General features: G+C 45.6%; 16 protein-coding genes. 14 read left to right on the forward strand and 2 right to left on the reverse strand.

Annotated features, from left to right (window positions below; genetic code table 11):
* Window positions 1–16: 16 nt before the first annotated feature.
* The 14 genes from tssB to KIV41_RS20950 all read left to right on the forward strand — a co-directional run bounded on the left by tssB (window position 17) and on the right by KIV41_RS20950 (window position 18,211).
* Entirely contained in the window at window positions 17–520 is a 504-nt protein-coding gene (tssB, locus tag KIV41_RS20885; RefSeq protein WP_005443648.1) for a type VI secretion system contractile sheath small subunit, read from the forward strand.
* Window positions 520–1,998, forward strand: a complete 1,479-nt coding sequence (gene tssC / locus KIV41_RS20890; RefSeq protein ID WP_005426542.1) for a type VI secretion system contractile sheath large subunit — start codon at window positions 520–522, stop codon at window positions 1,996–1,998. The genes tssB and tssC overlap by 1 nt, the downstream gene beginning before the upstream one ends.
* Before the next feature lie 68 nt (window positions 1,999–2,066).
* A complete protein-coding gene (locus KIV41_RS20895; RefSeq protein WP_285337605.1) occupies window positions 2,067–3,461 on the forward strand; it encodes a type VI secretion system contractile sheath domain-containing protein in 1,395 nt (464 codons plus the stop codon).
* The gene (tssE, locus tag KIV41_RS20900) at window positions 3,461–3,883 is read left to right on the forward strand and encodes a type VI secretion system baseplate subunit TssE (protein WP_005451929.1); all 423 of its coding nucleotides are present in this window, start codon (window positions 3,461–3,463) and stop codon (window positions 3,881–3,883) included. The genes KIV41_RS20895 and tssE overlap by 1 nt, the downstream gene beginning before the upstream one ends.
* On the forward strand, window positions 3,876–5,627 hold the full coding sequence (gene tssF, locus KIV41_RS20905; protein WP_285337606.1) for a type VI secretion system baseplate subunit TssF: 1,752 nt from the start codon (window positions 3,876–3,878) through the stop codon (window positions 5,625–5,627). The genes tssE and tssF overlap by 8 nt, the downstream gene beginning before the upstream one ends.
* A gap of 12 nt (window positions 5,628–5,639) precedes the next feature.
* A complete protein-coding gene (locus KIV41_RS20910; protein ID WP_285337607.1) occupies window positions 5,640–6,578 on the forward strand; it encodes a type VI secretion system baseplate subunit TssG in 939 nt (312 codons plus the stop codon).
* A 57-nt stretch (window positions 6,579–6,635) separates the two neighbouring features.
* Entirely contained in the window at window positions 6,636–9,242 is a 2,607-nt protein-coding gene (tssH, locus tag KIV41_RS20915; protein ID WP_285337608.1) for a type VI secretion system ATPase TssH, read from the forward strand.
* Window positions 9,243–9,254: 12 nt separating this feature from the next.
* Window positions 9,255–10,058: an ABC transporter substrate-binding protein gene (locus KIV41_RS20920; RefSeq protein ID WP_041060152.1), complete on the forward strand. Its 804-nt coding sequence runs from the start codon at window positions 9,255–9,257 to the stop codon at window positions 10,056–10,058.
* Window positions 10,059–10,061: 3 nt separating this feature from the next.
* Window positions 10,062–11,000, forward strand: a complete 939-nt coding sequence (locus KIV41_RS20925) for a type VI secretion system-associated FHA domain protein (RefSeq protein ID WP_285337609.1) — start codon at window positions 10,062–10,064, stop codon at window positions 10,998–11,000.
* Entirely contained in the window at window positions 11,000–11,482 is a 483-nt protein-coding gene (tssJ, locus tag KIV41_RS20930) for a type VI secretion system lipoprotein TssJ (RefSeq protein WP_285337610.1), read from the forward strand. Before KIV41_RS20925 ends, tssJ begins: the two co-directional genes overlap by 1 nt.
* A gap of 26 nt (window positions 11,483–11,508) precedes the next feature.
* Window positions 11,509–12,840 carry a type VI secretion system baseplate subunit TssK gene (tssK, locus tag KIV41_RS20935; RefSeq protein ID WP_009704391.1) on the forward strand — a complete coding sequence of 444 codons (1,332 nt, stop codon included), beginning with the start codon at window positions 11,509–11,511 and terminating at the stop codon, window positions 12,838–12,840.
* A gap of 6 nt (window positions 12,841–12,846) precedes the next feature.
* Entirely contained in the window at window positions 12,847–14,100 is a 1,254-nt protein-coding gene (gene icmH, locus KIV41_RS20940) for a type IVB secretion system protein IcmH/DotU (RefSeq protein ID WP_285337611.1), read from the forward strand.
* Window positions 14,097–17,486 (forward strand): type VI secretion system membrane subunit TssM, encoded by a 3,390-nt coding sequence (gene tssM / locus KIV41_RS20945; RefSeq protein ID WP_285337612.1) that lies wholly within the window; start codon window positions 14,097–14,099, stop codon window positions 17,484–17,486. The genes icmH and tssM overlap by 4 nt, the downstream gene beginning before the upstream one ends.
* A 2-nt stretch (window positions 17,487–17,488) precedes the next feature.
* Complete coding sequence (locus KIV41_RS20950) at window positions 17,489–18,211, forward strand: protein kinase (RefSeq protein ID WP_285337613.1); 723 nt, start codon at window positions 17,489–17,491, stop codon at window positions 18,209–18,211.
* A gap of 23 nt (window positions 18,212–18,234) precedes the next feature.
* Here the strand turns inward: KIV41_RS20950 and KIV41_RS20955 are convergent, their stop codons facing one another.
* Window positions 18,235–21,405, reverse strand: a complete 3,171-nt coding sequence (locus tag KIV41_RS20955; protein ID WP_285337614.1) for an HD domain-containing phosphohydrolase — start codon at window positions 21,403–21,405, stop codon at window positions 18,235–18,237.
* A gap of 299 nt (window positions 21,406–21,704) precedes the next feature.
* Window positions 21,705–23,723, reverse strand: a complete 2,019-nt coding sequence (locus KIV41_RS20960) for a methyl-accepting chemotaxis protein (protein ID WP_285337673.1) — start codon at window positions 23,721–23,723, stop codon at window positions 21,705–21,707.
* Window positions 23,724–23,808: the final 85 nt, after the last annotated feature.

Here is a 23,808-nt window from a genome sequence, read left to right on the forward strand (position 1 = left end):
ATAAGGAGATACCATTATGGCACTGAACTCCCAACACAAGCGAGTTAGCAAAAACCGTGTAAGTATTACTTACGATGTCGAGACGAATGGCGCAGTAGAAACCAAAGAACTCCCTTTTGTGGTGGGAGTTGTCGGTGATTACTCCGGTCACAAGCAAGACAAAGAAGACGTGGAAGATCGTACTTTCTATAACGTCGACAAAGACAACTTCGATACTGTTATGAAACGTGTCGGCCCTGAGCTATCACTCAAAGTGGACAACGTTTTGGTTGATGACGATAGCCAAATCGAAGCGAGTCTGAAATTCTCATCAATGAAAGATTTCGAGCCTGAAGCCATCGTTGAGCAAGTTGAACCGCTCAAGAAGCTTGTTGAGACTCGTAACCAACTCAAAGTACTGCTTTCAAAAGCGGACCGTTCTCGTGATCTAGAGAAGCTACTCAAGGAAGTGCTGCAAAGTGCAGACACTATCAACGCCCTTTCCGATGAGCTAGGCATCCAGAAAGAAGGAGCAGAATAATGACGACGGAAGTTGAAAACCAACCACAAGCAGAAGCGGCTGAAGCTTCGCTGAGCTTTCTGGATCGTGCAATCGAAGCGACCACGCAAACGCCAGCGGACACAACAAAAGAACTGTTCTCAGTGTTGGCAGAGCAAGCGCTAAGCGGCACAGTAACATGGGACAAGAACGTCACTAAAACGATTGAAAACGCCATCGTAGAGATCGACAAAAAGCTTTCTAAACAGCTATCGAAAGTCATGCAAGAAAATGACTTCCAAAAGCTAGAAGGTTCATGGCGTGGTCTGCAAAAACTGGTTAAAGAGAGCGACTTAGGACGCTCACTAAAAATCAAAATGGTCGACTACACCAAAGACGAACTGCTTGATCAATTTGAAGATGCACCAGCCATCGACCGTAGCCCACTGTTTAACGCGGTATACCAAGGCGAATACGGCACAGCAGGTGGTGAACCATACGGTACCTTCATCGGTGATTACGAGTTCAGTGCAAAAGATGAAGACGTCGCCCTACTTCGTTACATGGGTGAAGTAGCCGCTGCGTGTCACGCTCCGTTCATTGCCGCAGCAAACGCTGAAATGTTTGAGTTCAATGACTTCACTACCTTCGAAGAAGGCAAACCTGTCGCGGCTGGTTTTGATTCTCCGGCTTATGCTGCATGGAACTCGTTCCGTGAAAGTGACGACGCGCGTTACGTAACTCTAACACTACCGCGCACACTAGCTCGCCTTCCTTACGGTGAGAAAGGTCTTGGCACCAAGCTGTTTAGCTACGAAGAATTAAACACTGACCAAGATGGCAACCCGAACCCATCAAGCAATGATGAGTTGGTTTGGTCTAATGCCGCTTACGAGTTAGGTCTGAAAATGACGCAAGCGTTCACTGCGTACGGTTGGTGTACAGCGATTCGCGGTCTGGATAACGGCGGTAAAGTAGAAAACCTACCAAACCTTACGTACAAGACCGAAGCTGGCGACTTGGTTCAGCAATGTCCAACAGAAGTGAACCTAACCGACGAACGCGAGAAAGAGTTAAGTGACCTAGGCTTCTTGCCACTGGTTCACTACAAGAACTCAAACTACGGCGTGTTCATCGGTGGTCAAACAACACAGCAACCGAAGACCTACACAGATCCAGATGCAACAGCAAACGCAGCAATTTCCGCGCGTCTTCCTTACATCATGGCAAGTGGTCGCATCGCTCACTACTTGAAAGTCATGGGCCGCGACAAGCTAGGTTCAAACCTAGAAGCGCCAGACATTCAACGTGAACTTCAACTGTGGATCGATCAATACACCAACGCAGGTGCAATTGGTAATGATCAACGAGCGAAAACACCATTGGCGGAGTCTCGCATTGAAGTGGTTGAACAACCGGGTAAACCGGGCGCGTATTCAGCCGTTGCTCACCTAAGACCTTGGCTACAACTTGAAGAGCTGACTACGTCGGTTCGCATGGTAGCGAAGATCCCAGGTTAAGCATGATAAAGCTTGGTCGAAGTAGGATGCTTCGACCAAGCCAATTCGATTTAGGTCACAAGGATAGTATGAGTAAGATTTATCACTCAGGTTGGCAGACCCAATTTACACAGCTAGACGATAAAGACAGCGACTTTTTACAAGAGGCGCTCTCTTTACTGTCTCAAGTGTCTCGCTCCGCGCTAGACAATCCCGATGCGCTTATCACACATGTTTCGCGCTTGATTGCAGAGATTGACAATAAACTCTCGAAACAGATGGATGAATTACTGCATCATCCAGAATTTGAGGCGCTACAAACCAATTGGCTAGGGCTTCAAGGCTTAGCCACCCTGCCCGTTAATTACCAACGCACTCAACTCAAGCTTCTCAATATGAGTTGGGAAGAAGTGTCTTCCGATGTCAATCAAGCCTACAGCACCAAAACGTCTGAGTTGTACAACAAGATTGGCAACCAAGAGTTAAATACCTTGGGCGGACATCCATTTGGTTGCTTGTTGTTCACACAGCCTGTCGCGGCAGATATGGATTTCGAATCCGACTACGATGATTTGTTCACCGTCGAACTGTTAAGCCGCTTGGGTGAAGCCACGTTATGCCCAATGCTGTTTGCTCCTAATCGTGATTTCTTTGTCGAATCAGGCGCAGACTGGCTTTCTGACATCAACCGAATCGAGAAGATCCTTGCGAGCCCTGATTACCAATCGTGGCAGGCCTTACGCAGTAAGCCCTCTGCGCGTTTTGTTGGTTTAGTGATGCCAGAAATGTGTATGCGTACACGCTATCAAAACGCCAAAGTGGGATTCATCTACAACGAGAAGCAAAACGGGCTTTGGGGCAATGCGGGCTTTGCGTTTGTATCCACCATTATGCGAGAGCATCAACGGGTGAGTTGGTTTGGCTTCTTGAAATCTCGTTGGAACGACAACAACCAAGGTGCCGTGGTCAATCAAAGCCAAAGCGATAGCCATTTTCTGATTCAACCACAAACCAAAGTGACCTTGTTTGGGCAACTGTCGACCTTCTACAGTCGAAGTGGTTTTATCCCTCTTACTAAGAGCCCTTTGAGCGATAAGTTTTACTTCAATGGTAACAATTCGATTTGGCACAACAGCGAGTCTGATAACGAGAAAGTCCTCACTCAAATCCAAACCTCGTTGATGTCTTGCCGAATTGCACATTATCTCAAAGTACAAGTACGCGAAATGATCGGTAGCTTCAAAACAGCGGCTGAGTGTGAGTTGTTCCTCTCCCATTGGGTTGAAAAATTCTCTAGTAACGTGGCGTACGCCAACGAAGAAACCTTATCAAAATACCCATTGAGTTTTGCAAAGATCAGCGTGTGCGACTCCGACCATCATCCGGGCAATTTCGTCTGTACCTTGCGTATCGTCCCACAGTATCAATACGACCATTTCAGTGGCGAAGTGGTGCTGACAACAGAATTGGATGAGGTGGCGTAATGAGCTTTTGGCGTACCTTTGTGCAAACTGCCCCTACCACTCGTCGAGATGATATCGAGGACATCAAATATCACCTGACTCGTCTGTTCGATTCGGAAGCGTCACTGATGAGCATTGACGATCGGTTAACCGAAGTGCAGCGCTCTAACTACCGTTTTGGCATCGAGGATGTGCACCTATTGAGTGCCAGTCTCGACCACCAGCAATTAGCCCTCAAACTAGAAAACTACATTCGACATTTCGAGCCTCGTCTTAGCCAAGTCATGGTTGAACTTGTTGAACGTAAAGCGGGAGAAAACACCATCGCGTTCAATATTGTCGCCAAAGCCAAAACGGCACAGGGCGAAAAAGAGCTGATTTTTGATTCCAAGATTTCATTAAGCGACATGACCACCGATATGAAGGAGGATTTGTATGAGTGATCCTCTACTGCGTTATTACGAGCAAGAGCTGACTTTTGTCCGCCGAGCCCTCGGTCAATTTGGTTCTGAACATCCAGAACACGCACAACGTCTCAATATTCATCAGGGACAAATCGAAGACCCAAGTTTGGCTCGCTTACTGGATGGTGTGGCACTTCTGAATGCCAACGTTGAAAAACGTCTATCTGAGCAAGTCCCTGAAGTTGTCGAAGGACTACTTGGCGTACTCTACCCAAGTTACATTCAAACGGTACCAAGTGTGGCGTATCTAGAAATGAGCACAGATGCCCCTTCCACAGACAGCACGACGCTTCCCAAAGGCACACGCTTTTCTTCCGAGTCACAAGGCAAAACATGTTTATTCACCACAACGGATGAACTCAAAACGACACCATTTGCACTGATTGACACCAAAGCAAGCAGCGCGCCCTTTGACTTCAATCGCCCACAAGGCAGTGAACAAACTACCGCCGTTATTCAGCTCACTCTGTCTACTGGTGATAATGATGTGCACTTCAGTCAATTAGCGTTAGAAGATCTCGACTTCTTCGTTCAAGGTTTCGAGAACAATGCGGACTCCTTGGTTGAACTGCTGCTCAGTGAAGCGCGTGCAATATCGATTTCCGACATCAATGGTGAGAATCACGCTGTCTTGGCTGCCAATCAGCTCAAGAGCCGAATCAGCGATAAGCAGTTTCAGTTTCTGCCACAAAAAGGCAATCAATTTTCTGGCTACCATTTGATGAATGAATTTTTCTTCTTCAAAGAGAAACGTCAGTTCTTCCGTCTTAAAGGCTTTGGTGAAGCCTGTCAGCAACATGATTGCTCCAATGTGGTATTAAACCTTTTCATGCACTCTTTACCGATGGAGTTTATCCGTCTTTTCGACAACCAAGTGTTTAAGCTCAATGTGGTGCCTGCGGTGAACCTCTTCGAGCAAACGGGCGAACCAACCAGCTATGACCAACGTAGCCTGACCATTCCCGTTAATGCCGATGCGCATACCGATAATGAAATTCAAGTGGTCGACATTTTGGATGTGTTTGAGATTACGTCGAGCGGTCAAAAACTGCTGACACCACTGTTTAAAGACAGTTACCAAAGCGACCCACATTGTGATTACTGGCAAAGCCGAAAAGATTCCACAGGTGAACTGCGATTGGCGATCAGCCTGAACGCTAACCAAGAGCTCGAATTCAACAAACTTTATGGCACTCGCCTTCTTTGTACCAATGGCAAACAAGCATGCACCATCAACGGTGAGATGACATGTTTAGAGCCGATCGATTTACCCGGCGATTTTCATTCGCTCTACCCGCCTTCAGCTCCGATAGAACGTGAATCTGACGCCAATATGCACTGGCAATTTATCGGGCTACTGAACAGTAACTTCTCATCTCTGCTGCACTCAGAAGATCCTACTCAACAGCTTAAGCAAATGCTGCAATTGTGTAGCCGCAATCAGTTAGTAAGCGATGAAATTCAGATGATTCAGTCAGTTAAAGTGCGCTCGCAAGTTTCATCGATGCGTATTCTAGGCAAGAACGTCTTCTCTCCGGGCACAGAGATTGAAATCACTCTCGATACGTCTGGTAACTATCTGACTTTCACCGATGTGTTGAATCGCTTCTTCCAACAATTCTGTAGTTTTGATCGCTACATTCAGCTCACAATTCGTCTTTATGGCAAAGATAGTATTGCGAGGCGTTATCCAAAAATCCACGGGAGCCAGCGCTCGATGTAGCGTGGAAGATAGATGATGTCGATGTCACTGATTAACGATTTGAAAGCGAACCCACATGAGTATGACTTTGCTCAAGCAATGCGATTGCTGATGCAAATGGCAAAGCAGTCTGGGCACAAGCTGAAGTTAGAGCTCAAAGCAGAAGCCATGCCCCTTGGTGATGCCGACGATATTCAATATTTTTCGTTCAGTGACCACAGCGCCAAGGTTCGTATTGCGCAGCAAGCACTATCTGGCGCACAAGGGGTTATCCCAAACTACATCTATGAGGAATTGTTGTTTGCACTGCATAACGACGATCACGCACTCAAGGACTTTTTAGACGTATTCAATCAACGCCATTTTGAACTTGCCGCGCAGCTAGAACTCGCTCCTCACCTCTTGGTTCAGAAAGAGCTGGCGAAAGAAAAAACCGATTTACTCAAACAACTGGCGAACCTGAAACACGAACACGGCGCGCTGTTCCAGTATTCACTGTTGTTCGCTCAAGGACATCGTAACTTAGAAACGTTAGAGCAGATCCTTAACGACTACTTCCCTTACCAAATCGATGTGTCGACTAAGAGCCATGAACGTCGTCAGTTACCAGCAAGTTCTCTTACCCGTTTGGGGCAGAAAGACGACTACAACAGCGGAATCGGACAAGGTTTCCTCATTGGCAAAACGTGCATGACTTACAACCAACATTTGGTGGTGAGTATCCAGCCTGCCAACCGCAAAGAGCTGCATCAAATTCATCGAGATACTCAGTTGGCGAGCCACATGCGCCAGCTCATTCAACATTATTTACGAGACGCCACGCCGATTTCTATTTATCTCAACGTTAAGCGTGCGTATCTCGAAAAACCAAGGCTGTCTGCTCAACCAGATCAAGCCGCGAAATTGGGTGAAGTGGATTGCCTCGCCCCCGAACGTAAACCTACAGAGCGGATTCGGATTCTTCTGAAGTAGCTAGGTAGACACCGCGACGACAAAGAAGGTTATCGCGCAAAAGACAAGGATAAGGTTATGACACAAGTAACGCTGACAAATTTAGTCGCCAAGTTATCGCCAGAATTAAAACGTGCATTGGAAGCTTCTGCGGGTGCAGCTATGAACCAAGGCGTTGCTGCCATTGAACCAGAACATTGGCTGCTCACGCTATTGAATCAGCAAGACACGCATTTAAAAACGCTGATTGAAAGTCAGAAGATCAACCAAGATCAACTTGCCAGTGAACTAGCAAATCGCATCGAGCGCTTACCAAAAGTACAAGAAAGTCAACCAACGCTCAGCCATGCACTGACTGAACTTCTAAAAGACGCTTGGATGATTGCCTCCGTTAACTATGAACATGGTGAAATCATCAGCCTGCATCTCGTTCAAGCGCTGTTGCAGCAGAACGTCATGGGCGTATCGAGCAACAATCTCGAATCTCTACAGAACGTGTCGACCGAGTCCCTGCAAGGTTTAATCAACAAAACGCCGGTTAAGCGAGCAACACAACAAAGCACAGGTGAAGCAAATTCAGCCGCAAATACAGCAAGCGCGAACGACGCATTAAGCAAGTACACCATCAACCTGACTCAACAAGCGATTGAAGGCAATATCGACCCGATTTCTGGACGTAATTCTGAAGTGAGAAAAGCCATCGACATTCTTTGTCGTAAACGCCAGAACAACCCTATTTTTGTTGGTGAGCCGGGCGTTGGTAAAACCGCTGTCGTTGAAGGCTTAGCGCTGAGAATCGCAGCAGATGAAGTACCAAGTGCGTTGCAAGGCGTTCAACTCCATTCACTTGATTTAGGTTTGTTACAAGCAGGTGCCAGCGTAAAAGGCGAATTTGAAAATCGCCTGAAAGACGTCATCAATGAAGTAAAAAACAGCGATGTGCCAATCATTGTATTTATTGACGAAGCACATACGCTGATCGGCGCTGGTGGCGCAGCAGGACAAAACGATGCTGCCAACCTATTGAAACCCGCTCTTGCACGTGGTGAGTTCAAAACCATTGCCGCAACAACATGGGCAGAGTACAAAAAGTACTTTGAGAAAGATCCTGCTTTGACTCGCCGTTTCCAAGTCGTCACGGTAGAAGAGCCAAATGAGGAAGATGCCAAACAAATGCTGCGTGGCATTGCGGCTTCATTGCAAAGGCACCACGGCGCTTTTATTACAGAATCCGCCATTGATGCCGCGGTCAACCTATCCATTCGCTACTTGCCCTCTCGTCAATTGCCAGATAAAGCGATCAGCCTGCTCGATACCGCTAGTGCGCGTATTGCATTAACTCAAGGTGCAAAACCAGAAGTGATCGAAGCGTTAGAGCAAACCATTCGTTATCAACAAAACGAACAGTCTGCTTTAGAGAAAGAATTTGATTTGTTCGGCACAGGCGCAGAAGAAATTGCCGAATTGAAGCAAGAAATCACCACCAACCAATCTCAATTAGCGGACTACCAAACACGTTGGGAGCAAGAGATTACATTGGTTGATGAGATTAAAGCGCTTCAACAAAGCATCACAGAAAGTGAAACGCCAGACGAAACTCAGCAAAGCCAGTTGAATACCCTTCTCGACCAATTGCACGAGCTTCAAGGTGAAGAACCGTTAGTTAATGCGATGGTGGATGATGCGACCATTGCTCAAGTCATTTCCGGTTGGACAGGCATTCCCGTCGGCAACATGATGAGTGACGAAATCGCTCGCCTATTGTCACTAGAATCAGAACTGGATAAACGCGTTATCGGTCAAAACGTGGCGAAACAAGAACTGGCAAAAGCGATTCGAATCTCGCGCGCTGGCTTAACTGATAATCGCAAGCCAATCGGCGTGTTCTTGATGTGTGGTCCAAGTGGTGTCGGTAAAACGGAAACCGCCATGGCACTCGCTGAACAGCTTTACGGAGGCAGCAACGATCTCACGGTTATCAACATGACCGAGTTTAAAGAAGAACACAAAATCTCAATGTTACTTGGCTCGCCTGCCGGCTATGTTGGCTTTGGTGAAGGTGGCGTGTTAACCGAGGCGATTCGCCGCAATCCTTATTCTGTCTTGCTTTTGGATGAGATGGAAAAAGCGCATCCGGGCGTTCATGACCTCTTCTATCAAATCTTCGATAAAGGACACATCAAAGACAGCGAAGGTCGCACGGTAGATTTCAAAAACACCTTAATCATCATGACTTCTAACGCCGCTGACCAAGCGATTTGCGATGTGTGTGATGAAAACGCCGAACGCATCAGCAACGATGAACTACTCGAAGCCATTCGTCCCGATCTACAACGTTACTTCAAACCTGCATTCTTAGGGCGTACTACCATCGTGCCTTATTACCCACTCAATGATGATGAGTTGGCGAAGATCACCGAAATCGCGCTAAACCGCATTCGCAAAAAACTGGCAGAACAGTATCAAGCGAGCTTTACGTGGGATGCAGGTTTTGTGGATTTGGTTGTCAGCAAAAACACCGACCCTACGACAGGTGGTCGCGCGGTTGAGCAAATCATTAACCGCTCTTTGATGCCGAAGTTGGCAGAAGAATGCATCGCGCGTCTGAGCGCACAACAACCGATTAGCCAAGTGACGGTGACCGCAGCGTCGACGCAACAGGGCTTTGAACTGGATATTCAGTAGTAACGAATCATGATGTTTAGAAGCGTACATTCACCCCACCTCGTCACCACCTCGATACTTGTTCAAGAGGCGGCGGTCAGCTGTGGGGTGAGCTTTTTCCGCAAAATAACCAAGCTGGTTTCATCGCTGTTTATTTTGCTTGGTGCCCTATTCTCGTTTGAAGCTTGGGCGCAAGTTTGGATTGGTCCTGACCGGTTGCTGCTTGCGACCCACAAATGGGCACCGTACCAAACTCACCAGAATCAAAACATGGATGGGTTTGCGCTTAATCGCGTCAAATGCGCGCTGGGCGAAATGGGACAACCTTACCAACTGACCATGACGGAATGGTCTGACGCACAACTCCACGTGCACAGTGGTCAACAGCATGGCTTTTTCGTCTCGCCGAAAACCAGAGAACACGACAGCTATGCAACGTTGTCAGCTCCTATTACTGAGCAAAAATTGCGTTGGTATTTTGGTCCCGGTGTAGAGCCTAAGCTTGATGATTTGTCAAAGTTGAACCTTAAGTTCTCGGCAGAATTTGGCTCAAGCACATGGTTTTGGCTGAAACGTAATGGATACAACGTCGTTAAGCAGCCACGAGATGCTAAGGTTTTACTAAGGCTTTTAAAACAAAGAGAAATTGACGTCGCACTGGAAGATGAAAGAGTGTTCCACACTGAAATAAGCCAAGCCTCTCTTCCAAGCGATTACTTCTATTCTCAAGTATTCGAAACCAAGCCAATGGGCGTGTATTTCTCTAACCGCTTTTTGGACAAATATTCTGGTTTCTTAACCGCTTTCAACACAGCGTTGGCTAAATGCGAGGGATAACAAGTGGCGATCAGCATACATTTGATTTCTGTACCCTCTGAAGAGGTGGTGACTTCAAGAGTCATCTATCTGCCCGAGTCTGGAGGGCAGTTTGGGCGTTCTGCTTCTTGTGAAGTGGCATTGCCCGATCAATCAAAGCGCATCTCGCGTATTCACGGACAAATTCGTCTCACTGAAACAGGTTATTTGGTGAAGAGTACCGGCAAGAACCCGGCTCGCCTCAACGATAAAGCCATGGTGAGAGACAAAGATTACCCACTCAACGATGGCGACATTTTAAAGATCGAAAGCTATTCGATGTTGGTATCAACACTCACGTCGAGCAAAGCGCCTGTCGAAGAGCAATCCGACGACCTCTTTGCGACCAAGTTCGACCTGCAACTGGAAGACAATGTCGATTTTCTCGATGAAGGAGATATCGTCGAACCCGTGAAATCGGAAGTTCATTACTCTCACCAAAATGTAATGAGCGATGACCCCTTCTCCTCTGACCCGTTTGAAGACATCGACGATAACGAACTGGCGGACCACTTTGAAGTGGATGAAGTGTCGAAACAGCAGCAAGCAATGGAGCGTTCCACGGAGATTGAGTATCTACCGGGCGATCATCATCCATCATCAGAGCTGGAAGCCTCCATCGAAAAGCTGATTACGATTACCGAGAAGAATCAGCAATACCTTCGCAACCCACCGCTTGCACATGATGCTTTGTTTGATGCGTTGGACAAAACACTCGATCAGTTCCTCAATGAATTCGCTCCAAACCAACTAGAGAATCAATTTAGCGAATTTGTGTCTGGCGGACTGTTCAGTAACAAAGACAAGAAGTACTGGAAAATCTATCGCAAACACTTCCAACATCGACAGGACAACGGTGATTTTCGTCGCCAGTTCAAAGCGATGTTTATGGAAAATATGCAAAAGCAAAGCGAGGAAAGCTAATGAAGATTTGGCTTAGTTTACTCACTTTCGCTTTGGTGGGGTGTTCATCTGACCCAACACCGATTGTCACGCAATATCAATTGGTGGTAAGCGCAGAAAAGACGATTAACCCAAGCGTTAACAACAGTACCAACCCTGTGGTAGTGCGCTTGTATCAACTGACCGATGCCCAGCAGTTTAAGCAATTGCCGTTTATCGATTTGTATAACGATGACGTGAGCCTATTAGGCGCAAACTTGGTGTCGAAACAAGTTCTGCCCGTGGTGATGCCAGGGAGCAATAGCAAACAAACCTTAGACATCAACAAGACCACTCAATACATCGGCGTATTGGTGGAATTTGCCGAATATGATGCAAGCACGGCGACGGTAGTGACAACCACGCCTCAGGAAGAAGAACAATATATCCAGTTAAAGATCAGCGGTAACAAAGCAGCATTGCAAACCGTGACACCAGATTCGCCTTGGTGGGATGTCTTTTAACTCGATTCAGTAGATAGGGAAATCTCGTGGACGCATACAAAAAAGTCGTTTGGCAAGAAGGCATGTTCATTGCCCCACAACACTTTCAACAACAAGACAGATACACACAAAACTACGTCAGACAAAACGTCGAAACGCTTGCTGGTTATGCCCCTTACTATGGTGTGACCGACTTGGTGATCAATCACGATCTACTTAAAATTGGCAAGCTTTCCGTCTCTTCTAGCGCGGGTTTGTTCCCAGATGGCACGCATTTCGAACTGAAACGCGAAGTCGCCAGAGATGTGCCGCACGGTACGATTGAGAAAATGGCTTACTTAGCACTGCCCGTCTCTCTGCAAGGCAATAATGATTACGCCAATGATGAATCGGAACAAAGCCGCTATCTCACACGCACCATCAATGTGTTTGATACTTCAACCTCTGAAAACGCTAGCGTTGAGGTGGACGTCGCACAGCTCAATATAGCGATAAAACTCGAAGGCGAAGACACTTCGGGCTTTACCCTGATTCCTTTCGCCAAAGTATTGGAATGCAGCGAAACGGGCGAAGTGATGTTAGACCGCTCCTTTATTCCTGCATGTTTGCATTACGGTGCATCACAGCTATTGGTTGAACGTTTGAAAGAGATTCATGCCCTCACCTCCAATCGCGCCACCAGCTTGCTCAAACGTATTCAAGCCGGACAAGGACAAAAGAGCCCACAGTCGATGATGCAAGATTACCTGTGGCTGCAAACACTCAACACTTGGCTTCCGTGGTTTGATTTGTCTTTGTCGAATCCAAAGTTTCAAACCCATCAGCTTTATTTGGAGCTACGCAAGTTTGAAGCGCAAGTCATGGCATCCACACCCGCAATTCCAGAACCATGCCAACCGTTGGATTTCCATCGTCTGTACGATTGCTTTAATCCGCTTTTTTCAAATCTGCGTAATATGCTCACGCTGGTTCAACAAGACTCGGTGATTGAGTTTGCCTTCGACACTTCGTTGTTTGAACGACGCCGCTTGCTGCGTACATTGGTAAAAGATGGTCACAACCTGTCAGATCGCCGATTCGTTCTCAGTGTCCGCTCCAACATCAGCAGCACCGAGCTTAACGAATTGTTCCCTGCGGCAGCGAAACTCAGCAGCAATAACAAGATTGTCGAGATCGTGCGTAATGCCCTTTCTGGCGTGCAACTTACGCCGCTTCCTGTTGCACCAAGCGAACTAAAGCCGATGCAAGGCACAGCGTATTTTGAAGTGGATACGTCAGACCGCAATTGGTTAGAAATGATTGAAAACCGCGATGCACTTGCGCTGCACGTCGATACACGTGTTGGCGACCTAGAAGTGATGCTGTACGCACTGAGGTAGTAAGTTATGAACTATTTGGATGAAGATACCTTAGTTTGGGACAGCAGCGAAAACGACTTCGTGAGTAAAGACACCGACATGCCAGACGTCAAGTGGCATTCGGTCAACGCTGCGCAAGCCAATATTGGGTTCTTACATCATTTCGATAAAGCCGAGAATCAGCTGATCAACATCAGTTCTGAGTTATTGGCTGTCACGCTCAAGATCAACACTTTACCGGAGCCCGAAGACATCACTACGCTCAGGCATCAACTGGTGGCTTCCATCAATGAAATCAAAACCAAAGGCGCAGAGCTGACCTACCCAGTCGCCGTGATCGACAAGCTCTGTTTCCTGTATGCCGTGGTTTTGGATGAGTTGATTGTCTACACCGATTGGGGTGAGAAACGTGGTTGGGAAAACAAAACCTTACTCAGTGAACTGTTTGGTATGCGCAACGGTGGTGAGCTTTTCTTTACTGTGGCAGAGAAAGCAGCACGCCAACCGCACAAGCTGATCGACTTATTAGAAGTGGTGTATCTGTTCCTCAATATCGGGTTTAAAGGTCAGTACCGCGAAACGGGCAGCGAACAGCTAAAGAGTTTTACCTACCGCTTAGAGCAGATTTTAAGTCAATACCGACAAGCCGGTGGAATCTATTGTCATACTAAGGTTTCGGTACCTAAAACACGTAAGCCAACGCGCAAGAAACGTTACCTTGTCACCACGCTATTTTTCTTAACGGTCATTGGTTTGAGTGTTGCACTCACCTATTTCTGGTACAACAAAACCAAACCACAGCGAGCGCGAGATTTTGTTCAGCTTGGTGAGTACAGCCAGCGCTATATTGAATCTGGTCGTGCGGAAGACATCGTGTATGTCAGCACTGACGACGATTTAAAAGGCAATAAAGTCGCGGTAAATACCACTCAACCACCTCGTCCAGTTCCGAGCCAACCAAAAGCCGTGACGCCACAAGCGAAAACTTCAACGCCAGAGACGACGAGCGCTCTAGTCACAAGCCCTGCAGCGGACACTGATTGGCTGGTGCAACTTGCGACCTTCTCTAACCTTAAAAACGCCGAGAAGTTTATCGCCCAGCTGCCGACATCCAACTATCAACCTGTCGCGGATAACATCAATTCATACGTTCGCGTCATTGTTCGATGTGACAACTCAGAACAAGCGAAAACCATCAATAACTGGTATCGAGAGAATGCCAACGTCAACGGCTTAGTGGTGCATAACAAAAACAAACAAAGCGAGGTTGAGTCACAATGACGCAAGACAACCCAAACACACCAACAAGAAAAAAGGCAATCATTTGGAGCCTTGTTTGCCTTCTGCTTCTGGCAATCTTAGGCGGCTTACTGACTTGGTTTGTTGCATACCCTGATTTCTTATGGACAGGCGTCATCACGACAACCATTGTGGCACTTCTGTCTGCTGGGCTTTGCTTTTGGTTAATCAATCGCAAGGTGAAAAAGAGTCTTGAGCAAGACCAAGAACGTGCACTAATCATCAAACGCTCCAAGTTACTCGCTTTCCACTTCAAGAAAATGCTCGGCGTACAAAAGCGTAAAAAGCGCTTAACCAGCCGTTACGACCAGCCGATTTATCTGTTACTCAGTGATAACCCAAGCAAAGACAAAAGCATCATCACGCAGATGGGTTACGAAGCTTATAAGGTGGATGACTTTGGTAACGACATTGAGTTTCCGATTCTATTTTGGCTCAGTGAACACTCAGTTCTGATTTCCGTCAGCATGGGCGAAGATCAACAACCGCTTTACTTAAAAACACTGTGCCAGTGCCTAAATAAATGGCGTCCGAGACAAGCGATTAACGGCTTGTTGCTCACCACAGAAATTGAACAGTTAGTTGGCAATAGTGAAACCCTTTCACAAAAAGCCGACCAATTGAAATCACAAATCAAAGCATTCAATCGTTCATTTGGTTTGAACCTACCTGTCTACAATGTCTTAACTAACATGGGTCAAGTGAGCGATTTCTGTCAGTTCTTTTCTGCGTTTGATGAAGCTAGACGCAATGAAGTGTTCGGCGCCACCAGCCCAGTGCAAAAACATGGTGGCATTGATGCCGATTGGTTCAATGACGAATACGACCATCTCATTGGTCAGTTAATTTCGAACATGAGCAATGCGTTGGGAGCGCAGCTTAACCAAGATTTCCGCAATGCCATTTGTGGTGCGCCATACCAATTTGGTCTGCTTAAACAGAATTTGTGGCACTTCTTACAGCGTTTGCATCGAGGTGACCAATACACAGATGGGCTCAACTTCCGCGGCTTCTACTTTACCCACAGTGGCAGTGATTTCGCACAGCATGATTTACTGGCTAACGTAGTCAATCAATCCCTCGGCAATGAGCAATATCAACAACACCAACAAATGCCCGTTCAACAAACCTTGTTTGCTCAGCATTTGATGTCTCATGTCGTGCTAAATGAAAACACTTTAGTCGGGGTTAACCGCCATAAAGAGAATTGGTTGTGGTTCAGCCAAACCGCCTACACCCTAATTTGGCTCGGTTTATTGATTGGTACACTGACGATTCTCAAGCTCGACTTCGATTATCAAACCAATCGTGAAGCCAAAGCTGATGGCATGTTAGAGCGTTACAAAGAAGCGATCGCAGCACAGCCATACAGCAAAGAAGATTTGGTGGGCAACATTCCAAACTTGTACTCCATGCATCGCATTTACGCGTTATATCAGGAGCCTGAACCTTGGTATACATTGCCATTCCTACCGAATGCGACCATCAAACCAGAAGTCGAGGCAGCTTACACCAAAGAACTGCAACAAGTGCTGATCCCTTCTATGGCGCACACCATTGAGAGCGACTTGTATGTGTATGTGAACTTGGAAGATCAAGCCAGAACGCTCGAATTGCTGAACGACTATCGACTGCTGTTTGATAAAAATCGTACCAACATTGAAGAGCTCAAAAGCTACTTCCTAGCAAACTTAGAGCACCAAGGCGAAGCGGACAAAACCAATGTAGCTCAGCTCAAAGTGCTGCTCGACGATGTGTTTAACCAGCACTTGGTGGCGACAACTGCCAATCAAGAGCTTGAAGGCCTGGCGAAGCAAGTCATCAATCAATCCAACATCGAGACGCTACTCTACCAACACATTTTGAACGATCATGCGTACGAGAAACGCATCGACGTGCGTAAAGAACTTGGTTCCAACTTCAATCAGATATACCAATTCAAACCTGGCTACGTTGGCTATTTCGTTCCTTATTTGTACACACCGACTGGCTTTAACGAGCTGGATCTTTCGGTGGAATCCCCTCTTCTTATCGAAGCGTTATCCGCTTATGAAGGCATCGCAGGGCAAGCACCAAGCGCGCTAGAGATGCATAGAATCAGCCACGATTTGAAGCGCATGTATCAGAACGATTACATCAATTATTGGCGCGATTTTATTAACAGCATCGAGGTGAAAACCATTTCCGGTTCTGAGCAGTTGAATGCCAGCTTGAACGTGCTCAACAATGCCTCAAACAATCCAATGTCTAAGCTGTTTACCACCATCAGCAACTACACTTCGGTTCTTCTACCTGAGCCAAAAGATGCGAAGAAGAAGACCGATGAAGAGATTGCCGATGCTGCGCAAGACAACGAGAAAAAGGAATCAGCTCGCCAAATCACACTGACGTTTAACGATTTCCACAAACAAGTGACGCCAGATGATCAGGGTAAGAAACCAATAGATTCCGTTCTGGAAGGTTTCGCTAACACGGCTAAATGGCTCGATCAGTTCTACAAATCCAACACGCCAGACAAAGTGGCTTACGAAACGCTATCCGCCGGTTTAAAAGCGCAAAATCCGGTCGCACAGTTGGCGTCACTGACCGATTCCCAGCCAACGCTATCCGGTGAAGTGATTGACTACGTGACAGTGCAAACCAATGAGTTAGTGATGAACTTAGCTCACCAATACCTTAATAGTATGTGGAACAGCGAAGTTTACCAGCCTTATGAAAACACGATCGCGGCTTTCTACCCGTTTAAGAAAAGTGCGAACAGCGACGCAAGCACGGCGGATGTTGCTGCCTTCTTCAAGACAGATGGCACGTTGGACACCTTCTATCAAACCATGCTGAAAGGCTTTTCGACAGAGCAACGAGCGCCGTTTATGTCCGGCTTACTGCCAAATACTGGCTTTGCGTTAGATCCTGCGATTTGGCTGATGTTTGATAAAGCCAAAGACATTCGCTCTGCCCTGTTTTTAGCTGACCCGAAAAACGTTGCAATTCAATTCCAGATGAAACCAACAGAAATGAGCTCGGCGCTGACTGAGTTTTCCATTCGGGCTGAAAAACCGATTTTCACTTATCAACACGGTCCAATGCTGTGGACACAACAAAGCTGGAAAGGTGATTCTGTCGCGCAAGATGCACTAACGGTGCGTCTACAAAAACAAGCAACGCCGATTGCCAATGAGCAGTTTAAAGGCAGTTGGGCATGGTTCCGCTTGATTGAGTCGCGCGTCACTTCAACCTCTTCGCAAAGTACCCAGCTTGAGTTTGATTACAATGGCGACAAGGTTCGCTTAACGATTAAAACTCAAGGTCAGAACAATCCGTTCGTGCCGAATTTCTTTGCGGGCTTTGTGTTACCTGCGAGCATTTAGTGATGAACACGTTCGCCAACCAAACCTTGTTTAGAGCCTGTGGCGTTACTTATGTAGCGCCTTTGAGCGAAAACGTATTTCAATGCGAGCACAAGCTTTATGGCACTGTGGTCATCAAGGTAGCACGCAGTTTAGCTGAGAAACGGGCTTTGATGGCGGAAGCGGACTTTCTATCCAAATACGCGTCGGATTACTGGGCAAACTTTCATGGTTATGGCTCGCAAAACCACGCCGACTGGTTAATGAGTCAATATCTGGAAGGCAAAACACTTAACGCGATAGAACCCGATTTATTACCTCAAGACATAATAACCAAGCTTGAATTCGCTTTGCTCAATCTACACAAAACGGGTTATCTGCATGGCGATATCAAGCCACATAACGTCATCGTGACGCCAAATAACCAAGTTCGGCTTATCGACTTTGGCAGTGTGATTCGTGTTGATGCTAAATACCGAGAGCATTCACATACAACCGTTAGCCGAGCTTATAGTGCGACACGACCTTGTCTGCGTATCGGTCAGGCAAGTAAGAACGATGATTTTTATGCCTTGGCAATGACCTTGCTCAGCTGTCGCGATCAACATCCCTTTGCTGGTCTCTCGTTACAAGAAGCGGCAGAACTGCTACCTACCCCAAGCAACATTGATTTACCAACGCGCTACCGAGTTCTGATACAAAAAGAGTGGCAACGAATGCGCCACTCATCAGATATTAAGATATAGGCTTCAACGCCTACGATAAGTGCTTAATGGCATCGTTCAGAGCTTTGTTTCTCAACGCCATTTGCTCCTAAGTATTTGTTTATGTCGACATGGTCAACTTGCTTGGAAGGTAAAAATGTATTGGCATACTCAAGATAAACACCACTTTCTAGAAACAGTTGGAATAGCTCCATATCCAAGTGTTCATCCAACGCCATTTTGTACATAATGTCGACTGCCACACTGACAGGTTTAGCCTTTTTATATGGCCTATCCGCTGCAGTTAACGCTTCAAATATATCTGCGATAACCAGAATTCTCTCAGGAACTGAAAGATCTTCAGCACTCAGCTTTCTAGGATAGCCAGAACCTTTTAGCGTCTCATGGTGCGTTGATGCATATCGAGGCACATTGCGTAGCTCAGGAGGAAACGGCAGCGCCTCAAGCATCTTTATACCGCTTATCATATGTTCATTAATTTTATAGCGATCTTCAGCTGTCAATGTACCGCGAGAAATAGATAAGTTATAAACCTCACCCATGTTGTATTGGTGTTCTGGAACCTGCATTTTGATCCCATGCTTAGGATCAAACTCTACCGGGCGTATACGATGAATAATATGTTCCGGCTTGTCAGCTAATAGCTTCTCAACAACAGGCAAGTTTGCGCTGTTTTCTTTTTTATTCAGCTCTTCAAACGGAGACAAACCCAGACGGTCATCGAAGTGCCTTAACCAAGTTTGTTGAGCGATCTGTTTGATTCGCTCTACCTTCTCATCACTCATAAACTCACCACCAATGTTTGCCTGAGCGATAAATTCAAAGTCATCGGTTAACTTACGTTTCTTTTCATAAAAGATGTCTCTCGCTTCTTCTTTTGTTAACTCACCAGATAGTATCGTTTTCAAATATTGGATTTCTGCATCACGCCACAATACTTCAAAGCGTGTGCGTATTTCATTGATTCGGTTATAGTTTGCTTCTAACTTGGTGCCTTTATCTACAATATGCTCTGGGGTTGTAATCTTACCGCAGTCATGAAGCCATGCGGCAATTCGAAACTCCCGTCGCTCATCTGCGTTATTGAACTTAAAGTCTTTAAATTTACCGCTAGTACTGGCTTCAGCCGCTTCAGCCAGCATCAAACCAATTTCTGGAACGCGATTACAATGCCCAGCTGTATAAGGCGATTTGTCATCGATAGCCTGAGCAATAAGACGGATAAAGGCTTCAACAAACTCATCCTGTTGTTTCTCATGACGTTGAATTTCCTCAGCCATCTCAACGACCGAGTCTGATAACTCAGATACTTCTTTAATTCGAGTATTTACTGCCATCGAGTTGCCGAAGTTCCTTGCTTTTATCTGTTCTGTGACCTCTCTAAGCTCTGTAATTGGCCGAACAATTGGAGAACCGAACTTCCATGCTAGCGGTATTAACCCCATCATTACCAAGCCGGTGGCTAACGTTGAGGTAACCAACTTGGAAAATACTTGTTCGGTAACTACAGACTGAGGGATTACCACTGCAAAGTATTCAACACTTCTGCCGTTGGTGACCAAAGGTGTCACATACACGTACTTCATTTTACCATTTATCCTAACTGGTATCATGCTGTCGTGTTTTTCACTGTCTTTGGTAATTTCGTATATTTCTGGGTAAGGCACAAAGCTGCCTCGCCATTGGCTCGAATCCAACCATTTTTCATTGAGTGCAACTTTTTGCTCAGCAGTAATCGCTGATAGCGCTTGGTTGACTATCGCTAATACTGAGCCATCTGACTCTTTCATGAAAAGATGGTAACTCGGCTTTTCACTGGTTTTTAGCGTGGTTAATTCAATTGAATTACGAGAATCTAAACTCTTGAGCTCTTCTAAGGTGTGATAGTTATCAATCAGATAATCAATTTGGCCTTTTTGAAGAGCTTCTTTTGCTATGTCTAAGCTAGGCAGCTCTAAAATGTTTAGCGTTGAGTAACGGTCTAATAGCCATCCCTTTAGACCAAAACTGCTTACAACACCAACCTTCTGTTGCTGAAAGCCATCAAGCCCCTTTGGCACATTTTTAATTCCTCGACTTGCAATGGCTAACTCGCCCTCAAACATTGACACACTTTGATATCCCAACCCTTTTGCGCCTTTAGCCACCGAGTGCAAAATGTCGATATCATTTTGAATATATTTGTCTACCAATGTTTTTGAGTCAAAACCATTTATAAACTCTATCTGGAGCCCTGTTTGCTCAGCGACAAGGCGAAGCATATCGACAGAATAGCCATTTGGTTGACCCGCCTGAGCGTAATCATAAGGCCCCCAATCATTTTGGTTTGAAACCATTAGCGAACGGGTATTCATTATAATTTGCTGCTGTTCGGGACTCAGTTTCAATGGCTTAGAGTTGGGAATCTCAACGGGAGCAAACAAGGAAATGTTTGATGCGATAACCTCCCCTTTATCATTGAAAACAAACGACTCAGCACCACTATCTTCACTCATCCCTAGTTCTGAAGGCTTTATTTTTTCGTTTATTGCTGACAGAACAATATCGACACCAATGACGGCTTGTTTACTTCTGACTGAATACGTTTGTCCGGTGATTTTTAAGTGTTGGAACAAGTAAGGAGCAGTTTTGTAGATACCATCCTGAGTTGCCGCATCAAACCATGGTCGTTGAGTTGGAAAGTAGTTACTTGTTTCAGTACTGCTCTTTGTTAATTCAAACTTTTCGGTGAAATACTGTGTTTGCCTCAACCGTAAATCACCTTCACCATTTATCTTAATGATGACCCAACGATCTTCTGGATCAGCATCAATCTTTTCCCTGACAATCGGAGACGACGCTAAATTAATGATTTGATAGAAATCATCTGTTTCAGTTCCAAAATACAGACTGTAAAAAAGAGGGTTATCTTTCAATACTTGTGTGAATATTTGCCTAGTTTCATTTTCGCTAAACTGATGCTGTGTAGCGATCGACACACTTCTAAGTATGCTTGCACTGCTTGCCGCATTAGCATCAACTTGCTGTATATACTCACTCACCTCAGTCGTTGCCATAACGAGTTTGGATAGCACATGCTCTTGAGACATCTGCTTGCCAAAATAGTACTGTAAAGAGATCGCAATAAACGCAGTGACTGCCGTTGCAAACAAAAACAGGCTACCAACGGTAAAACGAATTGAAAACTTACGCGAATGTAATGGTTCAGACTTCATTCTATAGTGCCCTCCGTTGGCATCGATGGAATGTGAGGTCTATGTCGAAACTAGGACATCTTGTATATGTATTTTGTGGTTTCCTAATACAAAACCATTATTCAACGAGTTGCTTTATATATCAACTCAGGCATTTATAAATACGTGTAATTACATTTTGTATATCAAGGAGTTTGCGCAAGGTTGTATTTTGGCCGCAACACGAGTCAGTGGCTATTAGCTTTAGCCCACCTTAATACATGGAAAGTAAAAAGGCAGAGCATTGGCCCTACCTTTAATCTTTGGAAGTTGAATAAGTATTAAATCGTTTGATGCAGCTGATACTTGTGTAACATTGCTTGCTGATGTCCCGCTATTTCTGCAACTTGCTCTGAGTTTTCAACCATAGAATCCAAACGGAGTTTTGTTAACTCACCTTGTTCTGAAATACGGGTTATTGAACGAGAAACATCAGCCGTAGCACGGTCTTGTTCTTCTGTTGCTACGGATATCTGCTCAATTCTCTGCTGAATATGTTTCACGGCTACATTAATATCTGAGAAAACAATTTTAACGTCATCACTCGATTGCAGTGCTCGTGTCATCTCTTCTCGAGAGTCTATGACTGCTCTACGCGAGCCTTCTGCTGCGGCCACTAGCTCTTTCATCATTTCACGAATGTTGGTGGTTTGTTGAGATGTCCCACTGGCCAATTTACGAACTTCATCCGCAACAACAGCAAACCCACGGCCTTGTTCACCTGCACGAGCCGCCTCAATTGCCGCATTGAGAGCCAGCAAATTAGTATTCTCAGCAATACTACTGATAACCTCGACCATCTCATAAATTTTCTTAACTCTCTGATCCAACTCAAGCATAGAGTCTTCATTAGCAGTGAGTGCTTGGGCCAAAGAAGCAAGGCGTTCTCGGTTTTGGTCGACCACCTCAACACCCTTCATCGTACTGTTTGTTGCGGCTTGCGAGTCCTCAAATGAGGCAGCAGTGATTACAGCGATCTCCTTTATTGATGCCTCTAACTGCTTAACGGTAGTAACCATGCATATTAAGGCTTCATTTTGCAAGCTTAAACTCTGATTAGATTGCTCTGCCGCTTCGTAGCTAATTTCTGCTGTTTGATAGAGCGTTTCACAATTGCGCGTAACCAATGCTATAGATTCATGAGTTGAATCTATAACCTGGTTGAGCTTTCTTGCAATATCCTTCATTTCTCTTGGCCCTATTGCGACAGCATTTGAACGTAGGTCGTGCTCAGTTAATAAAGACAACTCATGTGTAATGATGTTCAGCCCTCTATTAACCCACGCTCTTATACCAACCCAAGAAATAACAATGAGACAAGCCAATAAGCTGCAACTCATTACAACTATGAAGCTCGCTTCCTTAATGGTTAGCTGTACGATCCTCTCTCTGTCGTCAATTAAGTTACGTGCGGCTTCAGAGACTTGACTTAATAACGCAATGGTTTGATTAGAAAGCTGTGAGGCTCTCTCAAGGTCAACTTTTTGTTGTTCTGTTTGCTGTAACTTACCAAGAATCCTATGGAGGAGCCCCCCCTCTTCAAAACCAGCTTGTACCATCTCATAGGGTGCGCTTAAGCTCGTAAACTCAGAGATTTCAGGGTGCCAAGCCTTAAAGTCATCATACGCAAGATGAATACCCGCAATTCGATTCCTCAGCTCTCGATACTCTTGCTCAGCTTCTTCCAACTCTGTTTGCATCATCATTAACAGGAATGTGCTTTCCATCGAACTTGCGGAAGCAATAAAACGATTTGCTGCATCGGCGGATTCCGAATTATCAATACTAAGAAATGAACTAATTCGATTCATTTCTGGGCCAATTGAGCTTAAACCATATCGAAACTCACTCAATTCACTGTTAATCTCAGCTTGAATCTGGATTACAGATGCTTGTGTGGAAAGAACGACTGTCGTTATGCTGTGTAAGTCATCTAAATTCTCAGCAAGCATCTGAGAGAGATGGAAATCAACTCCTGAAGTTTTATTGACCAATTCGTTGGTCTGAGAGGCCAGTTCAATCAGTTGAGCTCTTATCAAGCTAAGCTGATTGGGCTCCGTTACTTGCATACCGACGTTGAGTAACTTGATTTGTTCCAAGACATTTTTTGTTAGCGCAGCATTAGCCATCGCCATGGGCAGCGCTTTTGTGGAAAGATCATCAAACTCGACCCCAACTCGCTCCATTCCTTTGAAACTTGACGCAGATAAAGCTATAACAAGAGCAAGTATAGTGACGAATGTAATAGTGATGGTTTGTATCAGTGACAATGAAATACTTGAATGTTTGCGGCTTGTCATAATGTCCACGCTTTACTCTAGTTAGGGCTCAGTTATCACTCTTGGATTGTCACGAAAATGAGACTTAAGTGTGATTTTTAGCCCA

Source organism: Vibrio sp. D401a (assembly GCF_030248515.1).
In the GTDB taxonomy this organism is placed as follows: Bacteria; Pseudomonadota; Gammaproteobacteria; order Enterobacterales; family Vibrionaceae; genus Vibrio; species Vibrio rotiferianus.